The sequence below is a fragment of the Methylophilus sp. 14 genome (assembly GCF_015354345.1).
Taxonomy (GTDB): Bacteria; Pseudomonadota; Gammaproteobacteria; order Burkholderiales; family Methylophilaceae; genus Methylophilus.
Genome location: NZ_JADKYS010000002.1, coordinates 321611 through 337827 on the forward strand (window position 1 = coordinate 321611; position 16217 = coordinate 337827).

The window sequence follows — 16217 nt, forward strand, 5'->3', positions numbered from 1 at the left end:
GCATCCGTGCGAGCATTCTGCTTACTCTCATCTCTCTCCGCTCTTAAGCCGATGGTATGCGCAAGGCACGCCTGTATTCATCCAAGCTATTGTTCTGTTTTGTTTTTTCTCTGAAATAGCGATTTCTGCCATTAACTATTCTTTACGCATGCGTTTTGCCTATTTTTTATTGATAAAGCAAATGATAATTGTTATCATTTAGGAATAAACAAAACAAATGATGAATAAATTCTATGCAAGCAATGAATGCCCCCGTCAAAAAGAGATTGCTCGAACTGCTCGATGAGCTGATTGCGCATGATGGTTTTGGCAGTATCAAGGTGGATATCCGCTTGTTAAAACGCGGACAAAAAGAAGTCATTATCGACTGTGGCAAGCAGTACCGCTTTGTCGTCGATTTTGAAACGGCAACCGCCATAGAAAAATAAATTTATTCTCTCAATTTCAGTTTTTAACCATGCGTTGACAGCATGGAGATTGAAATACTCAACGGTGTGGGTCCGTGAGACTTATTTTAGAGGTAGCGCAATGGCCTTCGAGAGGAAGGGGAACAAGCGCTTGTTGAGGAGATTTAAAATCATGAAAGTTTCAGCATTAATTATCGCTTTGGGCATGGCATTTAGTGGTTCTGCTTTTGCTACACAAGCAGTTTGGAATTCAACTACCCCATGGGGTACAGCGACACCAACCAGCTACGCTGAGTGGAATATTTTTAATGGCACGACCGATACGACACCAGAAGTGGCTTTGACAGCGGGCACGACTGCTTCTGTACAAGAAACGACTGGTGCTTCTTTCATCACTGGTGGCGGCAACATTTACAGCTTTTCTGGCGCAACGTCTTTCACCGCAACATTGAGTGGCGCAACCAGCGGTTTGTTTGACGTTTACCTGCGTATCGGTACCTTGGGCACTCTGGCCAGCACGACTGCCACATTGAATGGCGTGTCTGCCACGTCTGTGCTGCAATTCAATGAAGATCAAGGCACAGTCATGGGCGGCGCAACTGCTGAGCAAGAACTCTACTGGAAGTGGAGCAGCGTGAGTGCAGCCAGCCTGTACACCTTCAAATTCAACTCTACTTCATCAAGCATGAGCCTAGATCAATTGGCACTGGCTGCTGTGTCTGTTCCAACTGTGACACCAGTACCAGAACCAGAGGCTTACAGCATGATGGCATTGGGCCTGGGCTTGATGGCTTTCGCTGCACGTCGTTCTGCTAAAAACAATGCCTAATTTTAATTAGTGCGACGACTACAAAGGGGCGTTCGGCCCCTTTGTTTCTATCCAACTCTAGAATAAAAAGTGCTCCCTCATGGCAAGCTCTGATTCCTCCTGGCAACAACTTTTTAAAAAGCCTGATTTATTGCGACGATCTGCCGGTGTGATCGTTATTTGCAGTTGGCTAGCGACCGCTTCATGGTCTTTGTTAGTACAGGCAGAGGAACAATTGGTTGAAGATGTCGTGAGTGAAAATGCGCAGACCCCAGCAAACAAACCGCCGAAAAAGGCAGACTCAGAGCAGGTAGAAACCTTGCCTGAAGTGTCTGTGACAGGAGCCAAAATAAAAGAACCGGAGACGGGGATCAATCGGACGTTGCCGATGACCACAATTACTAGCGAACAATTGCAGCGCGCCCAGCCCAGCAATATTTTTGATGCCGTGCGGTCTGTGCCTGGTGTGTCTATTTCGGGTGGTCCACGACCTAGCGGCATGACATTCAATATTCGCGGTTACGGCGATAACGAAGATGTCATGGTGAAAGTAGATGGCGTGCCCAAAGGATTTGAAAAGTACCGCATGGGTGGCACGTTTATCGAGCCTGAGTTATTGAAAAGTATCGAGGTGCAGCGTGGCCCGCAAATCACCAGTGGTTCAGGGTCATTAGGGGGCACCATTAATGCGACCACCAAAAACGCCGAAGATTTTTTGAAGCCCGGCCAGAAATATGGCGGCAAGGTCAAGTTTGGCTATGGCAATAACAGTGATGAGTATTCGCGCTCTTACCTGTTGTACGCACGCCCAGATGAGCGGGTGGATATTTTGTATAACTACTCTAATCGCCAGGCAAATAACATGACGTTGGGCGATGGCACCAAGCTTGAGAGTTCGGCCATTGAGTCCGTTTCGCATTTGCTCAAGTTGAGCTTATTCCCTACTGAAGATCTGCAACTAGTCACTTCTATCGTCAAATTCGATGATACTGGCTTACAGCCGTACGATGCGACTGGTGGTCAGCCTGGGTTTTTTGGTAACGTGATTCGTACAGTCGACGATTTGACCTGGTCTGAAACTGTGAATTATGACCCGGAAAGTCGATTGGTTAATTTGAAAGCGACCGTAGGTGCTGGACACACTAATCTGCATGATTTAATCGGACAGGGGCCGTCATTTGGTTCTACATTTAATCCGCGACAACCTCAGTGTAATGGGGTTGTTAATACCTCAAATCCTGCTGATACAACGACTTGTCGCGGCAATCTGAATGATACTTACGAGTATAAGACCAAGACGGTAGATATTAGCAACCGCGCTGTACTGTTCGAGTCAGATTCATTCACGGCTTCATTGTTGGCAGGTTATCAATACAACTCAAGTGAACGGGAAATTTCAAGGCTTTATGATAACCTCAATACGTTCATGCAATCCTTATATCCTAATGGATTCAATGCCTCAGCACCACCCGGACGTAAGTCGTTTGAGGCGATGTATCTACAGCCCAAGCTGGAGATTGGTCAATTCACGGTGACCCCAGGCTATCGGCAAGACCGTTATAAAGTAGAGGCCGCTGGTGGGACGCTTGCTTTACTGGAGCCGTATGATCAGAAAAGCACGATTCGATTTAAAGAAGAAACCTGGAGCTTGGGCCTGGCTTATGATGCGTTTGCCAAAACTAACCCGGACAAGCTGACCTTTTACAGCAACTATGGCCAAGGTTTTCGGCCACCGCTGGTTGATGAATACTTTACGCAAGGCCCTTTTAGCCGTTGCCGTAATGGGTTGATGCCCATCAATGGCCCTGCATCGCTGATTTGCGGTGAGTTATATCAACCACAGCGTTCAGAGACGACGGAGGTTGGCGTGAGTTACCAAACACCCCATCTGTTTAATACTGATGTCTGGTTCTCCGGCAAACTTAACTTTTACCATACCTACACGTCACATTTGTTGCTCTCATTACGAGAGGATGACGATGGCAATATCACTCAAAATGGCTGGGAGCGCCGTAACGGTGTAGAGGTCGAAAGTTTTATGCAGTATCACGGTTGGTATATGCGCAGCGGTTACTCACGGATTAATGGTGAAATATTTAATGGCTTGGCTTTCGCACCATTGTTTACAGCGCCCGGTAACGCATTGAATATTAATCTCGGTGCAGAATTGACCAAAAGCCTGGATGTGAATGTGACTTATAGAAAAGTCTCAGAGCGTGACATCCTGATCAGCGGGGATGGCACACAAAACAGTCGTTATGTGTTCGGCCAGCAGGATGGTTATGAAATGTGGAATGCCGGCATACGGTTAAAAGTGAATGAACAGCTGACATTGAGGCTGATTGGTGAAAACCTGAAAAACGAACAGTACCGCCTTGATGGCAGCATGGGCGGCTTGGGTATCTACGGTCCCGGCCGCAATGTGAAGTTTTTGGTGGAGATGACGTATTAACTGCCGCCTTACAGCGGTGGCATATCGTCATCTGCCAGCAGTTGCAGGTTGTTTTTATGACGCAATGACTGGCGCTCGTTCAGACGTTTTTGGGCTGGGCTAGGGAAGTCGGTAAAGCTGATCAGGCTGCGATCAATCAAGATACTGATTAAATCTTCCAGTACCCGCGCCAGCTGAATATCACTCTCGCGGAAAGTGTGATGTTTTTTGAGTTCGTCATCCAGAAAACACAGATACTCGGTATCCGAATTATCAATTTCAACCCAGTCTGCGTTCACTTTCGTGTCTGGGCTGGCAGCAATAATTGCACCTTCATTATTTTTGAGTACGTAGGCCATCAGGTGTCATTCCTCGTCACTTGGCGTTCATTATGATTATATTATGCAAGCAGAAGCAATAACCATGCCTCGCGAATGGGTTAAATGGCGCCAGTGATAATCCCACCGCCCAGACAGACATTGCTTTCATACACCACCACGCTTTGACCAGGTGTGATCGCCCATTGGTGTTGACCAAAACGGATAGTCGCTTCTTCGGCATTCACCGCATCCACTTCACATGGCGCATCTGGCTGGCGGTAGCGCGTTTTGGCGGCATAGACCCAATTGGTGCGAGGCTCTTCACCACTAATCCAGTGCAACTGGCCCGCTTTCAAGCCATCGCTTTGCAACAGTGGATGGTCATGACCTTGCACCACAATCAGCTCGTTATCCGCCATATGCTTGGCCACGACAAACCAGGGTTCGCCATTGCTGTCACGGCTACCACCAATTTTAAGCCCTTGGCGCTGACCAATGGTGTAATACATCAGGCCCTCGTGTTCGCCCACCACTTTGCCTTCTGGTGTACGCATCACGCCAGGGTGGCGTGGCAGGTAGCGTTGCAAAAATTCCTGAAACGGACGTTCGCCAATAAAGCAAATGCCGGTGGAATCCTTTTTCTCGGCATTGGCCAGGCCGTGTTCACGCGCGATTTCGCGCACTTCACGTTTGAGATATTTGCCGAGAGGGAACAGCGTTTTTGACAGTTGTGCCTGGTTCAGACGTGACAAAAAGTAGCTCTGGTCTTTGCTGCCGTCATCGGCTTTGAGCAGCTGAAAGTTGCCAGGTTGAATCGGGTTTTCACGCACTTGTGCATAATGGCCAGTCGCAATCAGGTCAGCCCCCATGCCCATGGCGTGGTCCAAAAACGCTTTAAACTTGATTTCTGCGTTACACAAAATATCCGGGTTGGGCGTACGGCCCGCCTGGTATTCCTGCAAAAAGTTAGCGAACACTCGCTCTTTATACTCGGCGCTAAAATTCACGGTTTCAATGTCAATACCGATCCTATCGGCTGCAGAAACGGCGTCGATTAAGTCTTGGCGCGAAGAACAATATTCATCATTATCATCGTCCTCCCAGTTTTTCATAAACAAACCGGTGACTTGATAGCCTTGTTGTTTCAGCAACAAGGCAGTGACGGAAGAATCAACACCGCCGGACAACCCGACGATGACATGTGGCTTACTCATAGTGCTTGGCCCAAATGCTTCAAAATGTCTAAAGAATAACGCTTGCCTGCCAGGTAATCCTGCACGCACAACAATACTTGTGGGCTACGCATCAACTCGCCTTCGGCGGCAATTTCTGCTTCTGTTTTCCATACGGTACGAATAATGCCATCATCTAATGCCTGCTCAGAGTAGTGCGCGCCCAGCATGCCGCAAAACGCAAAGCGTAAATAGGTAATGCCATTGAGTGGATGCTGCCAGTGGTAAATGCCGACCAGCGCCTCTGGCGTGAAATCGTAGGCGGTTTCTTCCAGCGTTTCGCGGATGGCTGCAGCGATAATCGTCTCGTTTTCTTCGAGATGCCCTGCAGGCTGGTTAAAGCGATTGCCGCGGTCTGTGGTTTCTTCAACCAGCAAAAACTTGCCATCCTGCTCGATGATGGCCGCCACAGTGACATTAGGCTTCCATTGCTGGGAGGATTTCGATGGATTTGAAACGGTGGAATTCAAGATGTGCAGGCTTCGTTAAAAGCGTTATTTTACCGCTATGTGATTGATTGGGCGAGCCATTTTGAAGGTTGAATTAAAGCTGCGATTCAAATGACAGTAGATTATTAAACACGTAATGGTATTTCTGATATTTGGACGATTTTTTCAGGATGTTCAACATCTAGATCTCTTAACAGTAATACAAAAGACTCGTAAGTAATCCATGGATGTTCGCATGGGCCAATAATCACCTTCTTAATCATATCTTTGAATTGCTTGTTACCCCAATTCATAGAGGAAAATTTTAACTTTAGAATTTTCTGCGGTGTGCCATTAATTGTTTCAATATCAAACGCAATATGCTCTGTATTATGCCTTTTCTTTTCTGGAAGAATGCTTGGATTCATTATTAGTCTCCATTCTTTTTCCTCTTGAAAGCCTTGATGTTTATTACAAAGTGCAGTTAGTCGCAGAATGTCAAATAACATATGACCAATGTTTTTAATCTCCACGGTCTTTATAAGGTCTAAATTTTTTGTTATTGAGGTTGCTAAATTAGCTATCTCTTCTTTTAAATGTTGGTCTGATAAGTACGCTACAGAGCTAAAAGCGCATGCTACCGGAGGACTATTAAAAAATAATTCTTGATCAAAAACGATAGAGACCCCCAGATCTTCCTCCATAAGCACGCCACATAGAAAGTGTGCCCAATTCATCTTTTGGCAGATGTTCTGAGAAGCAGGATATAAATTGATCATTTTTAATGAAAAATCCCCAGTCCTTGAAGTTGCCAAAAACTTCATCGAATAAATTAGGGGCTAATATATTAAATGCATCCTTTAATGCTTTGCCTTCAATTGAGTTTTCTATCAAGTTACAAAGAAGATCTTTACCATGTTCGAACTCTTTAACATCATTCATTACCATCACATTTCTAAGCCAGATTTCTTGGTTCTGAATAATTTTTAATGCCGTTGCCGCTTGAGTGTAATGGCTAAAGCACAACTCATCATTTATGACTCTATCAACTTGACACATATGATAGGGGAAGAATACATAGTCTAATTTTGTTGCAGCCATTATTATTTTGTCTCAATTATAAAAATAATTATGCCATCAGAGTGGATGCCTTATCGCTATCGCTTTAATAACGCATATCGACAAAGATATCCTTAGGGCTATCCAAATAGTTTTGGAAACAACCCTTCCAGCCCATGCGCAATAAATTCCACCGACATGGCTGCCAGAATCAATCCCATTAATCGTGTCACGATATTAATCCCGATCCTACCCAGGTAGTGGGTAATTCCATCTGCGAGTTGTAGCAGGCCCCAAATAAATAATGCAATCAGCGCAATGGGTAGCATCAGGCTGACATGACCCCAAAAACCGGGGTGCTGTTGTGCAGTTAGGATCATGCTTGAGATAGCGCCTGGTCCTGCTAGTAATGGGATGCTGAGCGGCACAATTGCAATCACTTCGCGTTCGCTTAGGTCTTGTGCTTCTTCAGGCGTTTGTCGTGTGGCGCTCTGTTTGCCATGCATCATAGAGATTGAAATTAGCAGGAGCAAGATGCCACCACCCACTTGAAACGAGGGGATGGTGATGCCGAAAAAGTCGAGAATCAGGTCGCCAAAAAAGGCTGAGACGCCTAAGACGATCATGACGGTGATGGCGACCGTACTTGCTGTTTTTGCGCGCTCGGCTTTGCTCCAGCCGCTGGTGGCGCTGATAAAAATAGGCAAGCAACCGATGGGGTTGACGATGGCAATCAGGGCGATCGCCACTTTGAGCAGGTAGGCGTATTCAGTCATGGTGAAGTCCGTAGCAACAAACTTCAGCTTGCCTGAAAAAAATGGCCTTGGCAAATCACCAAGGCCGCAGCGACTAAGGCTGGCGACGTTTGCTTAAAGCAGCGATGCCCAGCAGACCTGCGCCGAACAACCATGCCATTTCAGGCTCGGGCACAGGGCTGGCCGTAGGCACTGCCACGCCGGTGATGCTGCCAGTGACGCTGGTTGCTAAATTGCTGGATCCACCTGCCGTTTGAATTCTGCTGGCATTGAGTGTGCCGCCTGCGTTTGTGAGCAGCGCACCACCGAAATCAATGGAGTAGCTGATATATTTGCCGCCTGCGAAGGTGGCTTGAAGGTTAAAGACGCTGTAATTGGGGCTGACGGAAACCACATTCCAAAAATTGGAAAATGAAGTGCTTGTCGCAGTCCCCAGGAATCCTGTGAAGTTCAGGTTGACGTTCGAGCTCACACCCGTATCTGCATCATAATCAATGGTCCCTGTGAGCGTGTCGACAAATTGTGACCCTCTAGTTGCGCCTCGTTCTGTAATTTTTAAGTTATCAAATGTCCAGGTGACTAGCTGTGCTTGGGCTGCGGTGGCTGAGCATAGTAGGCTGAGGGCGATAAAGGATTGGTGGATGGCTTTCACGAGAGGTTTCCTGTTAGTTATTGTGATAATTGTTGCTGGCAATTATATTTGGCAGCTAGCTAACAGGCTATTACCCATGTGGGCTACTATCGCGATGGAAGTAAGAACTCCCCTCTCAAAAAATGCTTTAAAACTGCGGGCGTTTATCAAAAAACGTAATCGGTTGCGGTGGCGCAATCTGCAAGATGTGTTTGCGCACTTTGCCCATCACGTGCATTTCGCACGGTTTGCAGTCAAATTTGAGCGTATAGCGGTCGTTGCCGCTAATCAGTGTCATTGGCTCAGCGGTCACCGTGCCTTGTACGCCAATCACACCTTTGGCCTCTTTGGGGCACAGGCCGTGGCTAAAGCGCAGGCAATGCTTGGTGATCATGACTGGCACTTCATCCAGTGTTTCATTGGCTTCATAGGCGCTGTCTATCAGTTTGACGCCGTGCTTGTGGTAAAAGTCGCGTGCTTTCTGGTTGTAGACGTTGGCCAGGTAACTTAAGGAGTCTTGCGGATAAATAGCTGGTGGCTCGGCCGCGGCTCGCAATGGCGGGCGCTCGTAGGCAAGTGTTCTGATGTCAATCAGTTGCTCTACTGCATCGCGACGTAGTTGATTGACCACTGATGCTGGTAAAAACCAGCATTGGGTGAGCTCCAGGCTGATTTCTGTTGCCACAAAATCCGTATTGCCCAGTTTGGCCAGATTTTCGCGCAGGGAGGCTTCAGCCTTTTGGGTGTCGTTGGCGGGCTGTTTTTCAGCCGCTACTTGCGCGGTGGCAATCAACCCTTGCTCGTCGGTAAGGGTCAGTGCAAAACCGTCGCGGGTTTCATAAAGCACGGCATCCACCGCGATTTTGCGCGTGGCGGAGTCTTTTTCCAACAGGCGCATAAAGGCATGGTCACGGTTGCGATAGAGCTGCGTGTTGTTGCGGATATCCGCTGGCATTTCATTGGGGAACAGCCGCTGGGTATATTTATCCAGCGCTTGTACGGTGTTGACACGCAAGCCCACCAACTCTTTGTGCACATCAAAAAAGCACACGCCATCGCCATTGTGCAATTCAACGTCCGTGGCAACATCGATAAAATCTTTGCCCACCTTGCGTACTTTTCCCAACTCTTCGCCTGAAAATTTTGGCGTATCAAATGCCCCGATATCCGCCTGGCGGCCATTGGCAAAGTAGTCGGTCGCGCTGCGGTTAAAGGTTTTTTCCGGCTGTGGCGTAAACGTGTAAGTGGCATGCCCGGCAGACGATTTCGCATATTGCGGCATGTCTTGCAGAATCTCATCCAGCAACTGGCGGTAATGCGCCGTGGCGTTTTTGACATAGGGTAGGTCTTTGTAGCGGCCTTCGATTTTAAAGCTGCTCACGCCCGCAGCGATCAAGGCACGCAGATTGGCACTCTGGTCATTATCTTTCATCGACAAATAATGTTTGTCTTTGCCGATGATGCGGCCTTTCTGGTCTTCCAGCGTATAAGGCAAGCGGCATTCTTGCGAGCACTCGCCACGGTTGGCGCTACGGCCCGTATGTGCATGGCTGATAAAGCACTGGCCGCTAAACGCGACACATAAAGCACCATGAATAAAATACTCCAGATTGGCAGTTGTCGCGTCGGCAATTTTTCGCACCGTGGCAATATCCAACTCGCGTGCCAGCACAATCTGGCTAAAGCCGACCTGGTCTAAAAACTGCGCTTTTTCAACGGTGCGGATATCGGTTTGTGTACTGGCGTGCAGCTGGATAGGCGGTAAATCCAGTTCCAGCAAACCCATGTCCTGCACAATCAGGGCATCGACGCCGCTGTCATACAATTGATGCACCAACTGACGCACACCTTCAAGCTCGTTATCGTGAAAAATGGTATTCAGCGCCACAAACACTTCGGCATGGAATTTATGCGCATGCTGTACCAGGCGTGCAATATCCTGCACCGTATTCGGTGCTTTGGCGCGCGCGCCAAAGGCCGGGCCACCGATATACACGGCATCAGCACCGTGGTTGATGGCTTCAATACCGTAATCGGCATTTTTGGCCGGGGCGAGCAGTTCGAGGTGTTTGCGGTTTTTTTGCATGGATTATGCATATAAATCAATAAGATGCGCACTATAACACAAACCCGGTTTGACTGTTCAGGTATTAGGTGTTACCTTGGTAACACTTTTTGAATCGATGGAATACATGATGGCTACCACGAGCTTAAAATTACCCGATAGTCTAAAAGAGCGTATTGCAAAGTTAGCCGAAGCTGCTGGTAAAACGCCGCATGCTTACATGGTGGAGGCGATTGAACAGGAAGCCAGTCGCGGTGAAAAATATCAGGCGTTTCTGGCCGAGGCAGAGGCTTCGTGGCAGGAGTATCAAAAAACAGGCATTGCCTATGCTGCAGAGGATGTGCATGCTTACGTACGCGCCAAATTGCGCGGGGATACATTGCCAGAGTTGGTGCCAGTAAAGCGTGATCGATGACCGCGATACAATATACGCCCAAGGCAATAGACGATATATTGCGTTTGGTGTTATTCGTTTTAGAAACTGAACCAGCCTACGCCGAACAAGTGACCGACGTGATTGAAAGCGGCATACTGGTTTTGCAACATCATCCCTACATCGGGAGATTTTTACGCCAAGAAGACGCAAGAGAGCTGATTATTTCCCAAGGTAAATCAGGCTATATTGCATTATACAAATACGAAGTTTTTCGCGACATTGTCACTATTTTGGCGATTCGCCACCAACGTGAAGTTGACTATCATTGAATAATCATCACTTACTACAACGCTCACTGCAAGCCGTCTGGCATCCTTGCACGCAAATGAAACATCACGAGCGCTATCCTTTGGTGCCTATTGCGCGAGGCGAAGCTGCCTGGCTGTTTGATACCGAAGGCAAAGGCTATCTGGATGCCGTCAGCAGTTGGTGGGTCAATTTGTTTGGGCATAATCAGCCTGTGATTAAAGAGGCCATTAAAGCGCAACTCGATCAGCTAGAGCACGTGATGCTGGCCGGATTTACGCATGAACCTGTGGTCGCGTTATCAGAGAAACTGTCTGCGCTCACCGGCCTGGGGCATGCGTTTTATGGCTCAGACGGTGCCAGTGCGACCGAGATCGCGCTCAAAATGAGTTTTCATTACTGGCGCAATATCGGGCAGCCGCAAAAGACCAAATTTATCAGTTTGCAAAACAGTTACCACGGCGAAACGCTGGGTGCGCTCAGTGTCACTGATGTGGCGATTTTTAAAGACACTTATGCGCCACTGATTCTGCAGTCCGCGCAAATGCCTAGCCCGGATAGCCGTTTGGCTGAGAGTGGTGAGTCGGAAGAGGCTTACGCGTTGCGTTGTGCAGAAGCGCTGGAGCACTATGTGGCGCAACATCATGCTGAGTTGGCTGCGTTTATTATCGAGCCGCTGGTGCAGGGTGCGGCAGGTATGGCGATGTATCACGCTGTTTATTTAAAGCGCGCGCGTGAAATCTGCAGTCGCTACCATGTGCATTTAATTGCGGACGAAATCGCTGTGGGCTTTGGCCGCACGGGCACCTTGTTCGCCTGTGAGCAGGCTGGCGGAAAAGTCAGTGATATTGCTGATTTTATTTGTTTATCCAAAGGTATTACCGGTGGGTATTTGCCGTTGTCGGTGGTGCTGACGACGGATGAGGTTTATCAGGCGTTTTACCATGATCAGACGGTTAAAGGTTTTTTGCATAGTCACAGCTACACCGGCAATCCTTTGGCATGTGCCGCCGCACTGGCCACCTTGAAACTGTTTGAATCGCGTGATGTACTTGGTGATAACCAGCGCACTGCGCAGCAATTATGGTCTGCGGCCGCAGAATATGATTTGCCGCTTAGCCATGTGCGGCAACGCGGCATGATTACCGCCTTTGAAGTGGATACCCAGAACCCGCAATTTGCCCGTGACTGCTATGCCGCAGCCTTGAAGCATGGCTTGCTGTTGCGGCCGATAGGCAACACGGTCTACTGGATGCCGCCTTATTGCCTGATCGCAGACGATATTGCGCATCTGGTACAAACAACGCGAGCCGCCATCGTGGAGAGCTTGTAATGCGCTGGCTGCTGGTATTGTGGGGTTGCTGGGTGACGCTGGCGCAAGCCGCGTTGCCGTTCAATGTGCAAGAGGCGTTAAGCAAAGCACAATTGCCTGCTGATAGCGTGGCAATTGTGGTGCAGCCAGTGGATGGCGGCGCGCCTATCATCAGCCATAATGCCGCCAAAGCAATGAATCCGGCCAGCGTGATGAAGCTGGTCACCACCTACGCAGCGCTCGAAGCACTCACGCCCGCTTATCGCTGGAAAACACAGGTGTATCGCAATGGCCCGCTGAATCAGGGCGTGCTCGATGGTGATTTGATCATCAAGGGCTATGGCGACCCTGCATTGAATATCACTGAGTTCTGGCGCCTGTTGCAACAAGTGCAGCAGCAAGGCATCCGTCAGGTCAAAGGCAATCTCATTCTGGATTTGTCCGTGTATGCGCCAGAAGTCAGTCAGCGGCCCGTGCTGGACGACGAGCCCTGGCGTGCCTATAACGCGAATCCGAGTGCCTTGTTACTCAATGGCCGCAACACCAGTTTCCGTTTTGCTATGGCAAATACTGGCAATAAGCCCGCAGTGCAACTCTCGCAAGAATTCGAATTACCGCAAATCCGTGTGATTAACACCATGCAGACGCGCAAAGGGGCTTGTAGCGATTGGCGGAGCGACTTGCGTTACAGCATCACGCCGCAAGCGGATGGCGTCACGGTGGCGTTTAGCGGCACCTTGCCTGACCAGTGCGATGAGCGCTACCTGGAGCTAAGCGTGCTGAGCGACACCCAATATGTATTTTTCAGCTTTAAAAAATTGTGGGCGCAATTGGGCGGGCAGTTTAACGGCCAGTTAGTGCTGGCACCAGCGACGGACGCCAATACACTAGTGACGACCTGGTTATCGCCGCCGTTGGATAGCGTGGTACGCGATATTAACAAGTGGAGCAATAATGTGATGGCGCGCCAGCTGTTGTTGACGATCGCGCTGGAGGCCGGATTTACTCCTGCTGATGAGGCCGGGGCTGCGTTGACGCTTAAACAGGTGCTGCGTCAACGTGGATTGCAGTTCCCTGAGCTGGTACTTGAAAACGGGGCTGGTTTGTCTCGCATAGAACGTGTGAGTGCGGAACATTTGGCACAATTGCTCGTCACAGCCTGGCAACGTCCGGTGATGCCGGTGCTCATGGCATCCATGCCTATATTAGGCCTGGATGGCACCACCAAAAAACGTCTGGCAGAGAGCGCAAGCAAAGGCATGGCCTACCTGAAAACCGGCTCGCTCGAAGGCGTGAGCAGCATTGCCGGGTATGTGCAGGATCAGGCTGGCAAGCGCTATGTGCTGGTGGTGATGGCGAATCATGCGCGGGCGTCGGCGGTGCGTGCGGTGCAGGATGCATTATTAAAGCAATTGATAGAAGGCCGTTAACCTCGGCATAAGAATTTGTGGCTAAAAGCGCGTAAAATAACGGTCGTTTTCCGGGAGTCAATCAATGAAATCAGGCATTAAATTAATCGGTCTCAGCGCATTGCTGCTGTTGACCATCACGGGTTGCCAGGCGCAATCCAATTCTTCAAAAACCAAGGAATCTGCACAAATGTCTGCCAATGTGACTGAGTTACAAAAAATTGATACGGTGGTCGGATCTGGCCGTGAAGCCGAAGTGGGTTTTAACGTGACGGTGCACTACACTGGCTGGCTGTATGACGCCAGCAAAGAAGACCACAAAGGCCAGAAGTTTGACAGCAGTCTGGACCGTAATTCACCATTCAATTTCTTCTTAGGTGGTAGCCAGGTCATCGAGGGCTGGGATGTCGGTGTGCAAGGCATGAAAGTTGGCGGCAAGCGTACGCTGATTATTCCTTCTGACATGGGCTACGGCGCGCGTGGGGCGGGTGGCGTGATTCCGCCAAATGCGGCCTTGGTGTTTGATGTTGAATTGCTGGGCGTGAAATAAAAATTCCCAGTTTCGTCGCCATACGTTGTTACAAGATTCAAAAATATCGCTTACATACTCAATGTATGCCGCGCGATCTTTTTGAACTTGCGCCTAGTCTGGCTTAGAAACTGAAAATTTTGCCCGTCGTTGGCGGGTACGTTTTTATACTTGTGAAATGAGAGACTAAATGCAAGTCCAAGTGAAATGGATAGATGGTGTCAGTTTTGTCGGTGAGTCAGAAACTGGCCATGCTGTAGTGCTTGATGGCGCACCTGAAAATGGTGGCCGCAATATTGGCATGCGCCCGATGGAAATGCTGCTCATAGGTATGGGGGCGTGTACTTCGTTTGACGTGGTCACTATCCTTAAAAAGTCCCGTCAGCCGATTGTCGATTGCGTGGCCGAAATCAGCGCCGAGCGTGCAGATACTGTGCCTAAAGTGTTTACCAAGATCCATGTGCATTTTGTCGTCACGGGAGAGGGTTTGAATGAGACGCAGGTAGAGCGCGCGGTTAAGCTTTCCGCTGAGAAATATTGCTCGGCCAGCATCATGCTGCAAAAGGCGTGCGAGATTACGCACGGCTATGAAATCAAAGCGCCAAGCTTTGATTAACGGAGACACGCATGAGTATTCCTAAGGGCATGATAGGTATCCGCCATGTGGCGTTGTTTATCAAAGAGCTAGAATCTGCGGTTGATTTTTATACGCGGATTGTCGGCATGCAGATTGAATGGCAGCCTGATCCAGATAATGTGTATTTAACTAATCATGGCGATGTATTTGCCCTGCATCGCGTGGATTACAAAGCAGATCCGTTGCAGCGGCTGGACCATATTGGCTTTGTGCTGACCGATGCACAGGCCGTGGATGACTGGTATGCACACATGGTTGCCCATGATGTGCGCATTACCGAGGCGCCGAAAAGTCACCGCGATGGTTCGCGTGGATTTTATTGCCTGGACAGCGTAGGCCATTTGCTGGAGTTTATTTATCACCCGCCGATTGCCCGCCATTTGCAAAGTGAGTGATGTGGTTGAATCATAAAAAAAGAAAAAGCCTCCAGTTTATGGAGGCTTTTTTATTGCTGACGTTTGCTTACTCAGTAATTAATTTGATTGAAAGCGTTTGCTCTTTATCCAGCACATTCAGCAAGCGGTCAATATTGGGGTGTTTACCCGGATGGTCTTCGGCATCCTCGGTATGTTCAGCGTAAAGGGCTAAGCCTTCTACCGCCGCATCGGTATTAATTTCACCAAATACTTTAAACAGGTGATGATAGACCTTGATAGAGCCTTGGGTGCCTGGCTTGTTTTCAAGCACACCAGCAGGCTGATTGTTTTCATCATACAGTTCAATGCGTTTCACGTGATCGGCATTGTCCAGTGCGAGAAGGTTGTCACTAAATTTTTGCATGGTTGACTCTAGGTTACTACAAATCTTACAAGCGATACGCTGTACGCGTCATCACTTTTGAGGCCAGTCGCATCGCCAGTTTTACCGGGGTTGGCAGTGTTGCGCCACCCAAATGTTCGGCCGTCTCTGCGTGATGTTCCTCGTCTATTTTCATCTGCGACACAATGGCACGCGAAGCGTGGTCTTGTGCGGGCAATTCTTGCAAGTGGCTATGCAAGTGCGCAGCAACCTGATGTTCGGTTTCTGCCAAAAATCCCAGGTTCCATTTGTCGCCCAGCAAGCCTGCGGTGACACCCAGGCCAAAGCTGGCGCCAAACCACAGCGGGTTCAACAGGCTCTTGCGGCCGCCGAGTTCGTGAATGCGCTGTTCGCACCAGGCCAGATGGTCTACTTCTTCACGCGAGGCCTGTTTAAGCGCCTCTACATTGGCAGGGTCGCGCGACACCAAGGCCTGCCCGCTATACAAGGCCTGCGCACAGACTTCGCCCACATGATTGATGCGCATGAGGGCGGCAGCATGTTTGCGCTCGCTGTCGGTTAGTGTGGCTTCATGTTTGGTATTAGCGTCACTAAGCGTGTCAGCCGCAGGGTAGGGGCGGCTGGCAATGGCCGGACTAAACACTGTACGCAAGCCCATATCCAGCACGTGTATGGCTTTGTCCAGGCTTAGTGGCGGTCGTGTCAACATCATTCGCTCCCTGTGTATCCCGGCGGCAGCTGGTCGGCTGCGCA

20 protein-coding genes are annotated in these 16217 nt (G+C 49.2%); 10 read left to right on the plus strand and 10 right to left on the minus strand.

Going from position 1 to position 16217, the window contains the following annotated elements:
• Positions 1–233: 233 nt before the first annotated feature.
• The 3 genes from INP78_RS06740 (at position 234) to INP78_RS06750 (ending at position 3667) form a co-directional block, all read left to right on the plus strand.
• Entirely contained in the window at positions 234–428 is a 195-nt protein-coding gene (locus INP78_RS06740) for a hypothetical protein (protein WP_194741420.1), read from the plus strand.
• A gap of 151 nt (positions 429–579) precedes the next feature.
• The gene (locus INP78_RS06745) at positions 580–1236 is read left to right on the plus strand and encodes a PEP-CTERM sorting domain-containing protein (protein ID WP_194741421.1); all 657 of its coding nucleotides are present in this window, start codon (positions 580–582) and stop codon (positions 1234–1236) included.
• Between the two features lie 79 nt (positions 1237–1315).
• A complete protein-coding gene (locus INP78_RS06750) occupies positions 1316–3667 on the plus strand; it encodes a TonB-dependent receptor plug domain-containing protein (RefSeq protein ID WP_228522712.1) in 2352 nt (783 codons plus the stop codon).
• Positions 3668–3675: 8 nt separating this feature from the next.
• Here INP78_RS06750 and INP78_RS06755 read toward each other — a convergent pair whose 3' ends face one another.
• The 8 genes from INP78_RS06755 to INP78_RS06790 form a co-directional block, all read right to left on the minus strand.
• Positions 3676–4005 (minus strand): hypothetical protein, encoded by a 330-nt coding sequence (locus tag INP78_RS06755; RefSeq protein WP_194741422.1) that lies wholly within the window; start codon positions 4003–4005, stop codon positions 3676–3678.
• 80 nt (positions 4006–4085) lie between these two features.
• Positions 4086–5180, minus strand: a complete 1095-nt coding sequence (mnmA, locus tag INP78_RS06760) for a tRNA 2-thiouridine(34) synthase MnmA (protein ID WP_194741423.1) — start codon at positions 5178–5180, stop codon at positions 4086–4088.
• Positions 5177–5608 carry an NUDIX hydrolase gene (locus INP78_RS06765; RefSeq protein WP_194741736.1) on the minus strand — a complete coding sequence of 144 codons (432 nt, stop codon included), beginning with the start codon at positions 5606–5608 and terminating at the stop codon, positions 5177–5179. The genes mnmA and INP78_RS06765 overlap by 4 nt, the downstream gene beginning before the upstream one ends.
• A gap of 164 nt (positions 5609–5772) precedes the next feature.
• On the minus strand, positions 5773–6330 hold the full coding sequence (locus INP78_RS06770) for a DUF2971 domain-containing protein (RefSeq protein WP_194741424.1): 558 nt from the start codon (positions 6328–6330) through the stop codon (positions 5773–5775).
• A complete protein-coding gene (locus tag INP78_RS06775) occupies positions 6296–6727 on the minus strand; it encodes a hypothetical protein (protein ID WP_194741425.1) in 432 nt (143 codons plus the stop codon). Before INP78_RS06775 ends, INP78_RS06770 begins: the two co-directional genes overlap by 35 nt.
• A gap of 98 nt (positions 6728–6825) precedes the next feature.
• Positions 6826–7461, minus strand: a complete 636-nt coding sequence (locus INP78_RS06780; RefSeq protein WP_194741426.1) for a YchE family NAAT transporter — start codon at positions 7459–7461, stop codon at positions 6826–6828.
• Between the two features lie 73 nt (positions 7462–7534).
• A complete protein-coding gene (locus INP78_RS14535) occupies positions 7535–8092 on the minus strand; it encodes a PEP-CTERM sorting domain-containing protein (RefSeq protein ID WP_368667971.1) in 558 nt (185 codons plus the stop codon).
• A 127-nt stretch (positions 8093–8219) separates the two neighbouring features.
• The gene (locus INP78_RS06790; RefSeq protein ID WP_194741427.1) at positions 8220–10157 is read right to left on the minus strand and encodes a U32 family peptidase; all 1938 of its coding nucleotides are present in this window, start codon (positions 10155–10157) and stop codon (positions 8220–8222) included.
• Between the two features lie 106 nt (positions 10158–10263).
• Between INP78_RS06790 and INP78_RS06795 the strand changes: the two genes are divergently transcribed.
• The 7 genes from INP78_RS06795 (at position 10264) to INP78_RS06825 (ending at position 15100) form a co-directional block, all read left to right on the plus strand.
• Positions 10264–10551 (plus strand): CopG family ribbon-helix-helix protein, encoded by a 288-nt coding sequence (locus INP78_RS06795; protein WP_228522715.1) that lies wholly within the window; start codon positions 10264–10266, stop codon positions 10549–10551.
• Complete coding sequence (locus INP78_RS06800; RefSeq protein ID WP_194741428.1) at positions 10548–10841, plus strand: type II toxin-antitoxin system RelE/ParE family toxin; 294 nt, start codon at positions 10548–10550, stop codon at positions 10839–10841. Before INP78_RS06795 ends, INP78_RS06800 begins: the two co-directional genes overlap by 4 nt.
• Entirely contained in the window at positions 10838–12151 is a 1314-nt protein-coding gene (gene bioA, locus INP78_RS06805; RefSeq protein WP_194741429.1) for an adenosylmethionine--8-amino-7-oxononanoate transaminase, read from the plus strand. Before INP78_RS06800 ends, bioA begins: the two co-directional genes overlap by 4 nt.
• Positions 12151–13560: a D-alanyl-D-alanine carboxypeptidase/D-alanyl-D-alanine-endopeptidase gene (gene dacB, locus INP78_RS06810; RefSeq protein WP_194741430.1), complete on the plus strand. Its 1410-nt coding sequence runs from the start codon at positions 12151–12153 to the stop codon at positions 13558–13560. The genes bioA and dacB overlap by 1 nt, the downstream gene beginning before the upstream one ends.
• Positions 13561–13624: 64 nt before the next feature.
• The gene (locus tag INP78_RS06815) at positions 13625–14089 is read left to right on the plus strand and encodes an FKBP-type peptidyl-prolyl cis-trans isomerase (protein WP_228522716.1); all 465 of its coding nucleotides are present in this window, start codon (positions 13625–13627) and stop codon (positions 14087–14089) included.
• 169 nt (positions 14090–14258) lie between these two features.
• Positions 14259–14684, plus strand: a complete 426-nt coding sequence (locus INP78_RS06820) for an OsmC family protein (RefSeq protein ID WP_194741431.1) — start codon at positions 14259–14261, stop codon at positions 14682–14684.
• 11 nt (positions 14685–14695) lie between these two features.
• Positions 14696–15100: a VOC family protein gene (locus INP78_RS06825; RefSeq protein ID WP_194741432.1), complete on the plus strand. Its 405-nt coding sequence runs from the start codon at positions 14696–14698 to the stop codon at positions 15098–15100.
• A 67-nt stretch (positions 15101–15167) separates the two neighbouring features.
• Here INP78_RS06825 and INP78_RS06830 read toward each other — a convergent pair whose 3' ends face one another.
• Positions 15168–15485, minus strand: coding sequence for a DUF2322 family protein (locus INP78_RS06830; RefSeq protein ID WP_194741433.1), 318 nt, complete (start codon positions 15483–15485; stop codon positions 15168–15170).
• A 25-nt stretch (positions 15486–15510) separates the two neighbouring features.
• Complete coding sequence (coq7, locus tag INP78_RS06835; RefSeq protein WP_194741738.1) at positions 15511–16173, minus strand: 2-polyprenyl-3-methyl-6-methoxy-1,4-benzoquinone monooxygenase; 663 nt, start codon at positions 16171–16173, stop codon at positions 15511–15513.
• Positions 16174–16217: the final 44 nt, after the last annotated feature.

Coding starts and splice junctions, on each gene's coding strand:
- INP78_RS06740 (WP_194741420.1), top strand. CDS start 234: ATGCAAGCAATGAATGCCCCCGTCAAAAAGAGATTGCTCGAACTGCTC.
- INP78_RS06745 (WP_194741421.1), top strand. CDS start 580: ATGAAAGTTTCAGCATTAATTATCGCTTTGGGCATGGCATTTAGTGGT.
- INP78_RS06750 (WP_228522712.1), top strand. CDS start 1,316: ATGGCAAGCTCTGATTCCTCCTGGCAACAACTTTTTAAAAAGCCTGAT.
- INP78_RS06755 (WP_194741422.1), bottom strand. CDS start 4,005: ATGGCCTACGTACTCAAAAATAATGAAGGTGCAATTATTGCTGCCAGC.
- mnmA (WP_194741423.1), bottom strand. CDS start 5,180: ATGAGTAAGCCACATGTCATCGTCGGGTTGTCCGGCGGTGTTGATTCT.
- INP78_RS06770 (WP_194741424.1), bottom strand. CDS start 6,330: ATGGAGGAAGATCTGGGGGTCTCTATCGTTTTTGATCAAGAATTATTT.
- INP78_RS06775 (WP_194741425.1), bottom strand. CDS start 6,727: ATGGCTGCAACAAAATTAGACTATGTATTCTTCCCCTATCATATGTGT.
- INP78_RS06780 (WP_194741426.1), bottom strand. CDS start 7,461: ATGACTGAATACGCCTACCTGCTCAAAGTGGCGATCGCCCTGATTGCC.
- INP78_RS06790 (WP_194741427.1), bottom strand. CDS start 10,157: ATGCAAAAAAACCGCAAACACCTCGAACTGCTCGCCCCGGCCAAAAAT.
- INP78_RS06795 (WP_228522715.1), top strand. CDS start 10,264: ATGATGGCTACCACGAGCTTAAAATTACCCGATAGTCTAAAAGAGCGT.
- INP78_RS06800 (WP_194741428.1), top strand. CDS start 10,548: ATGACCGCGATACAATATACGCCCAAGGCAATAGACGATATATTGCGT.
- dacB (WP_194741430.1), top strand. CDS start 12,151: ATGCGCTGGCTGCTGGTATTGTGGGGTTGCTGGGTGACGCTGGCGCAA.
- INP78_RS06815 (WP_228522716.1), top strand. CDS start 13,625: ATGAAATCAGGCATTAAATTAATCGGTCTCAGCGCATTGCTGCTGTTG.
- INP78_RS06820 (WP_194741431.1), top strand. CDS start 14,259: ATGCAAGTCCAAGTGAAATGGATAGATGGTGTCAGTTTTGTCGGTGAG.
- INP78_RS06825 (WP_194741432.1), top strand. CDS start 14,696: ATGAGTATTCCTAAGGGCATGATAGGTATCCGCCATGTGGCGTTGTTT.
- INP78_RS06830 (WP_194741433.1), bottom strand. CDS start 15,485: ATGCAAAAATTTAGTGACAACCTTCTCGCACTGGACAATGCCGATCAC.
- coq7 (WP_194741738.1), bottom strand. CDS start 16,173: ATGTTGACACGACCGCCACTAAGCCTGGACAAAGCCATACACGTGCTG.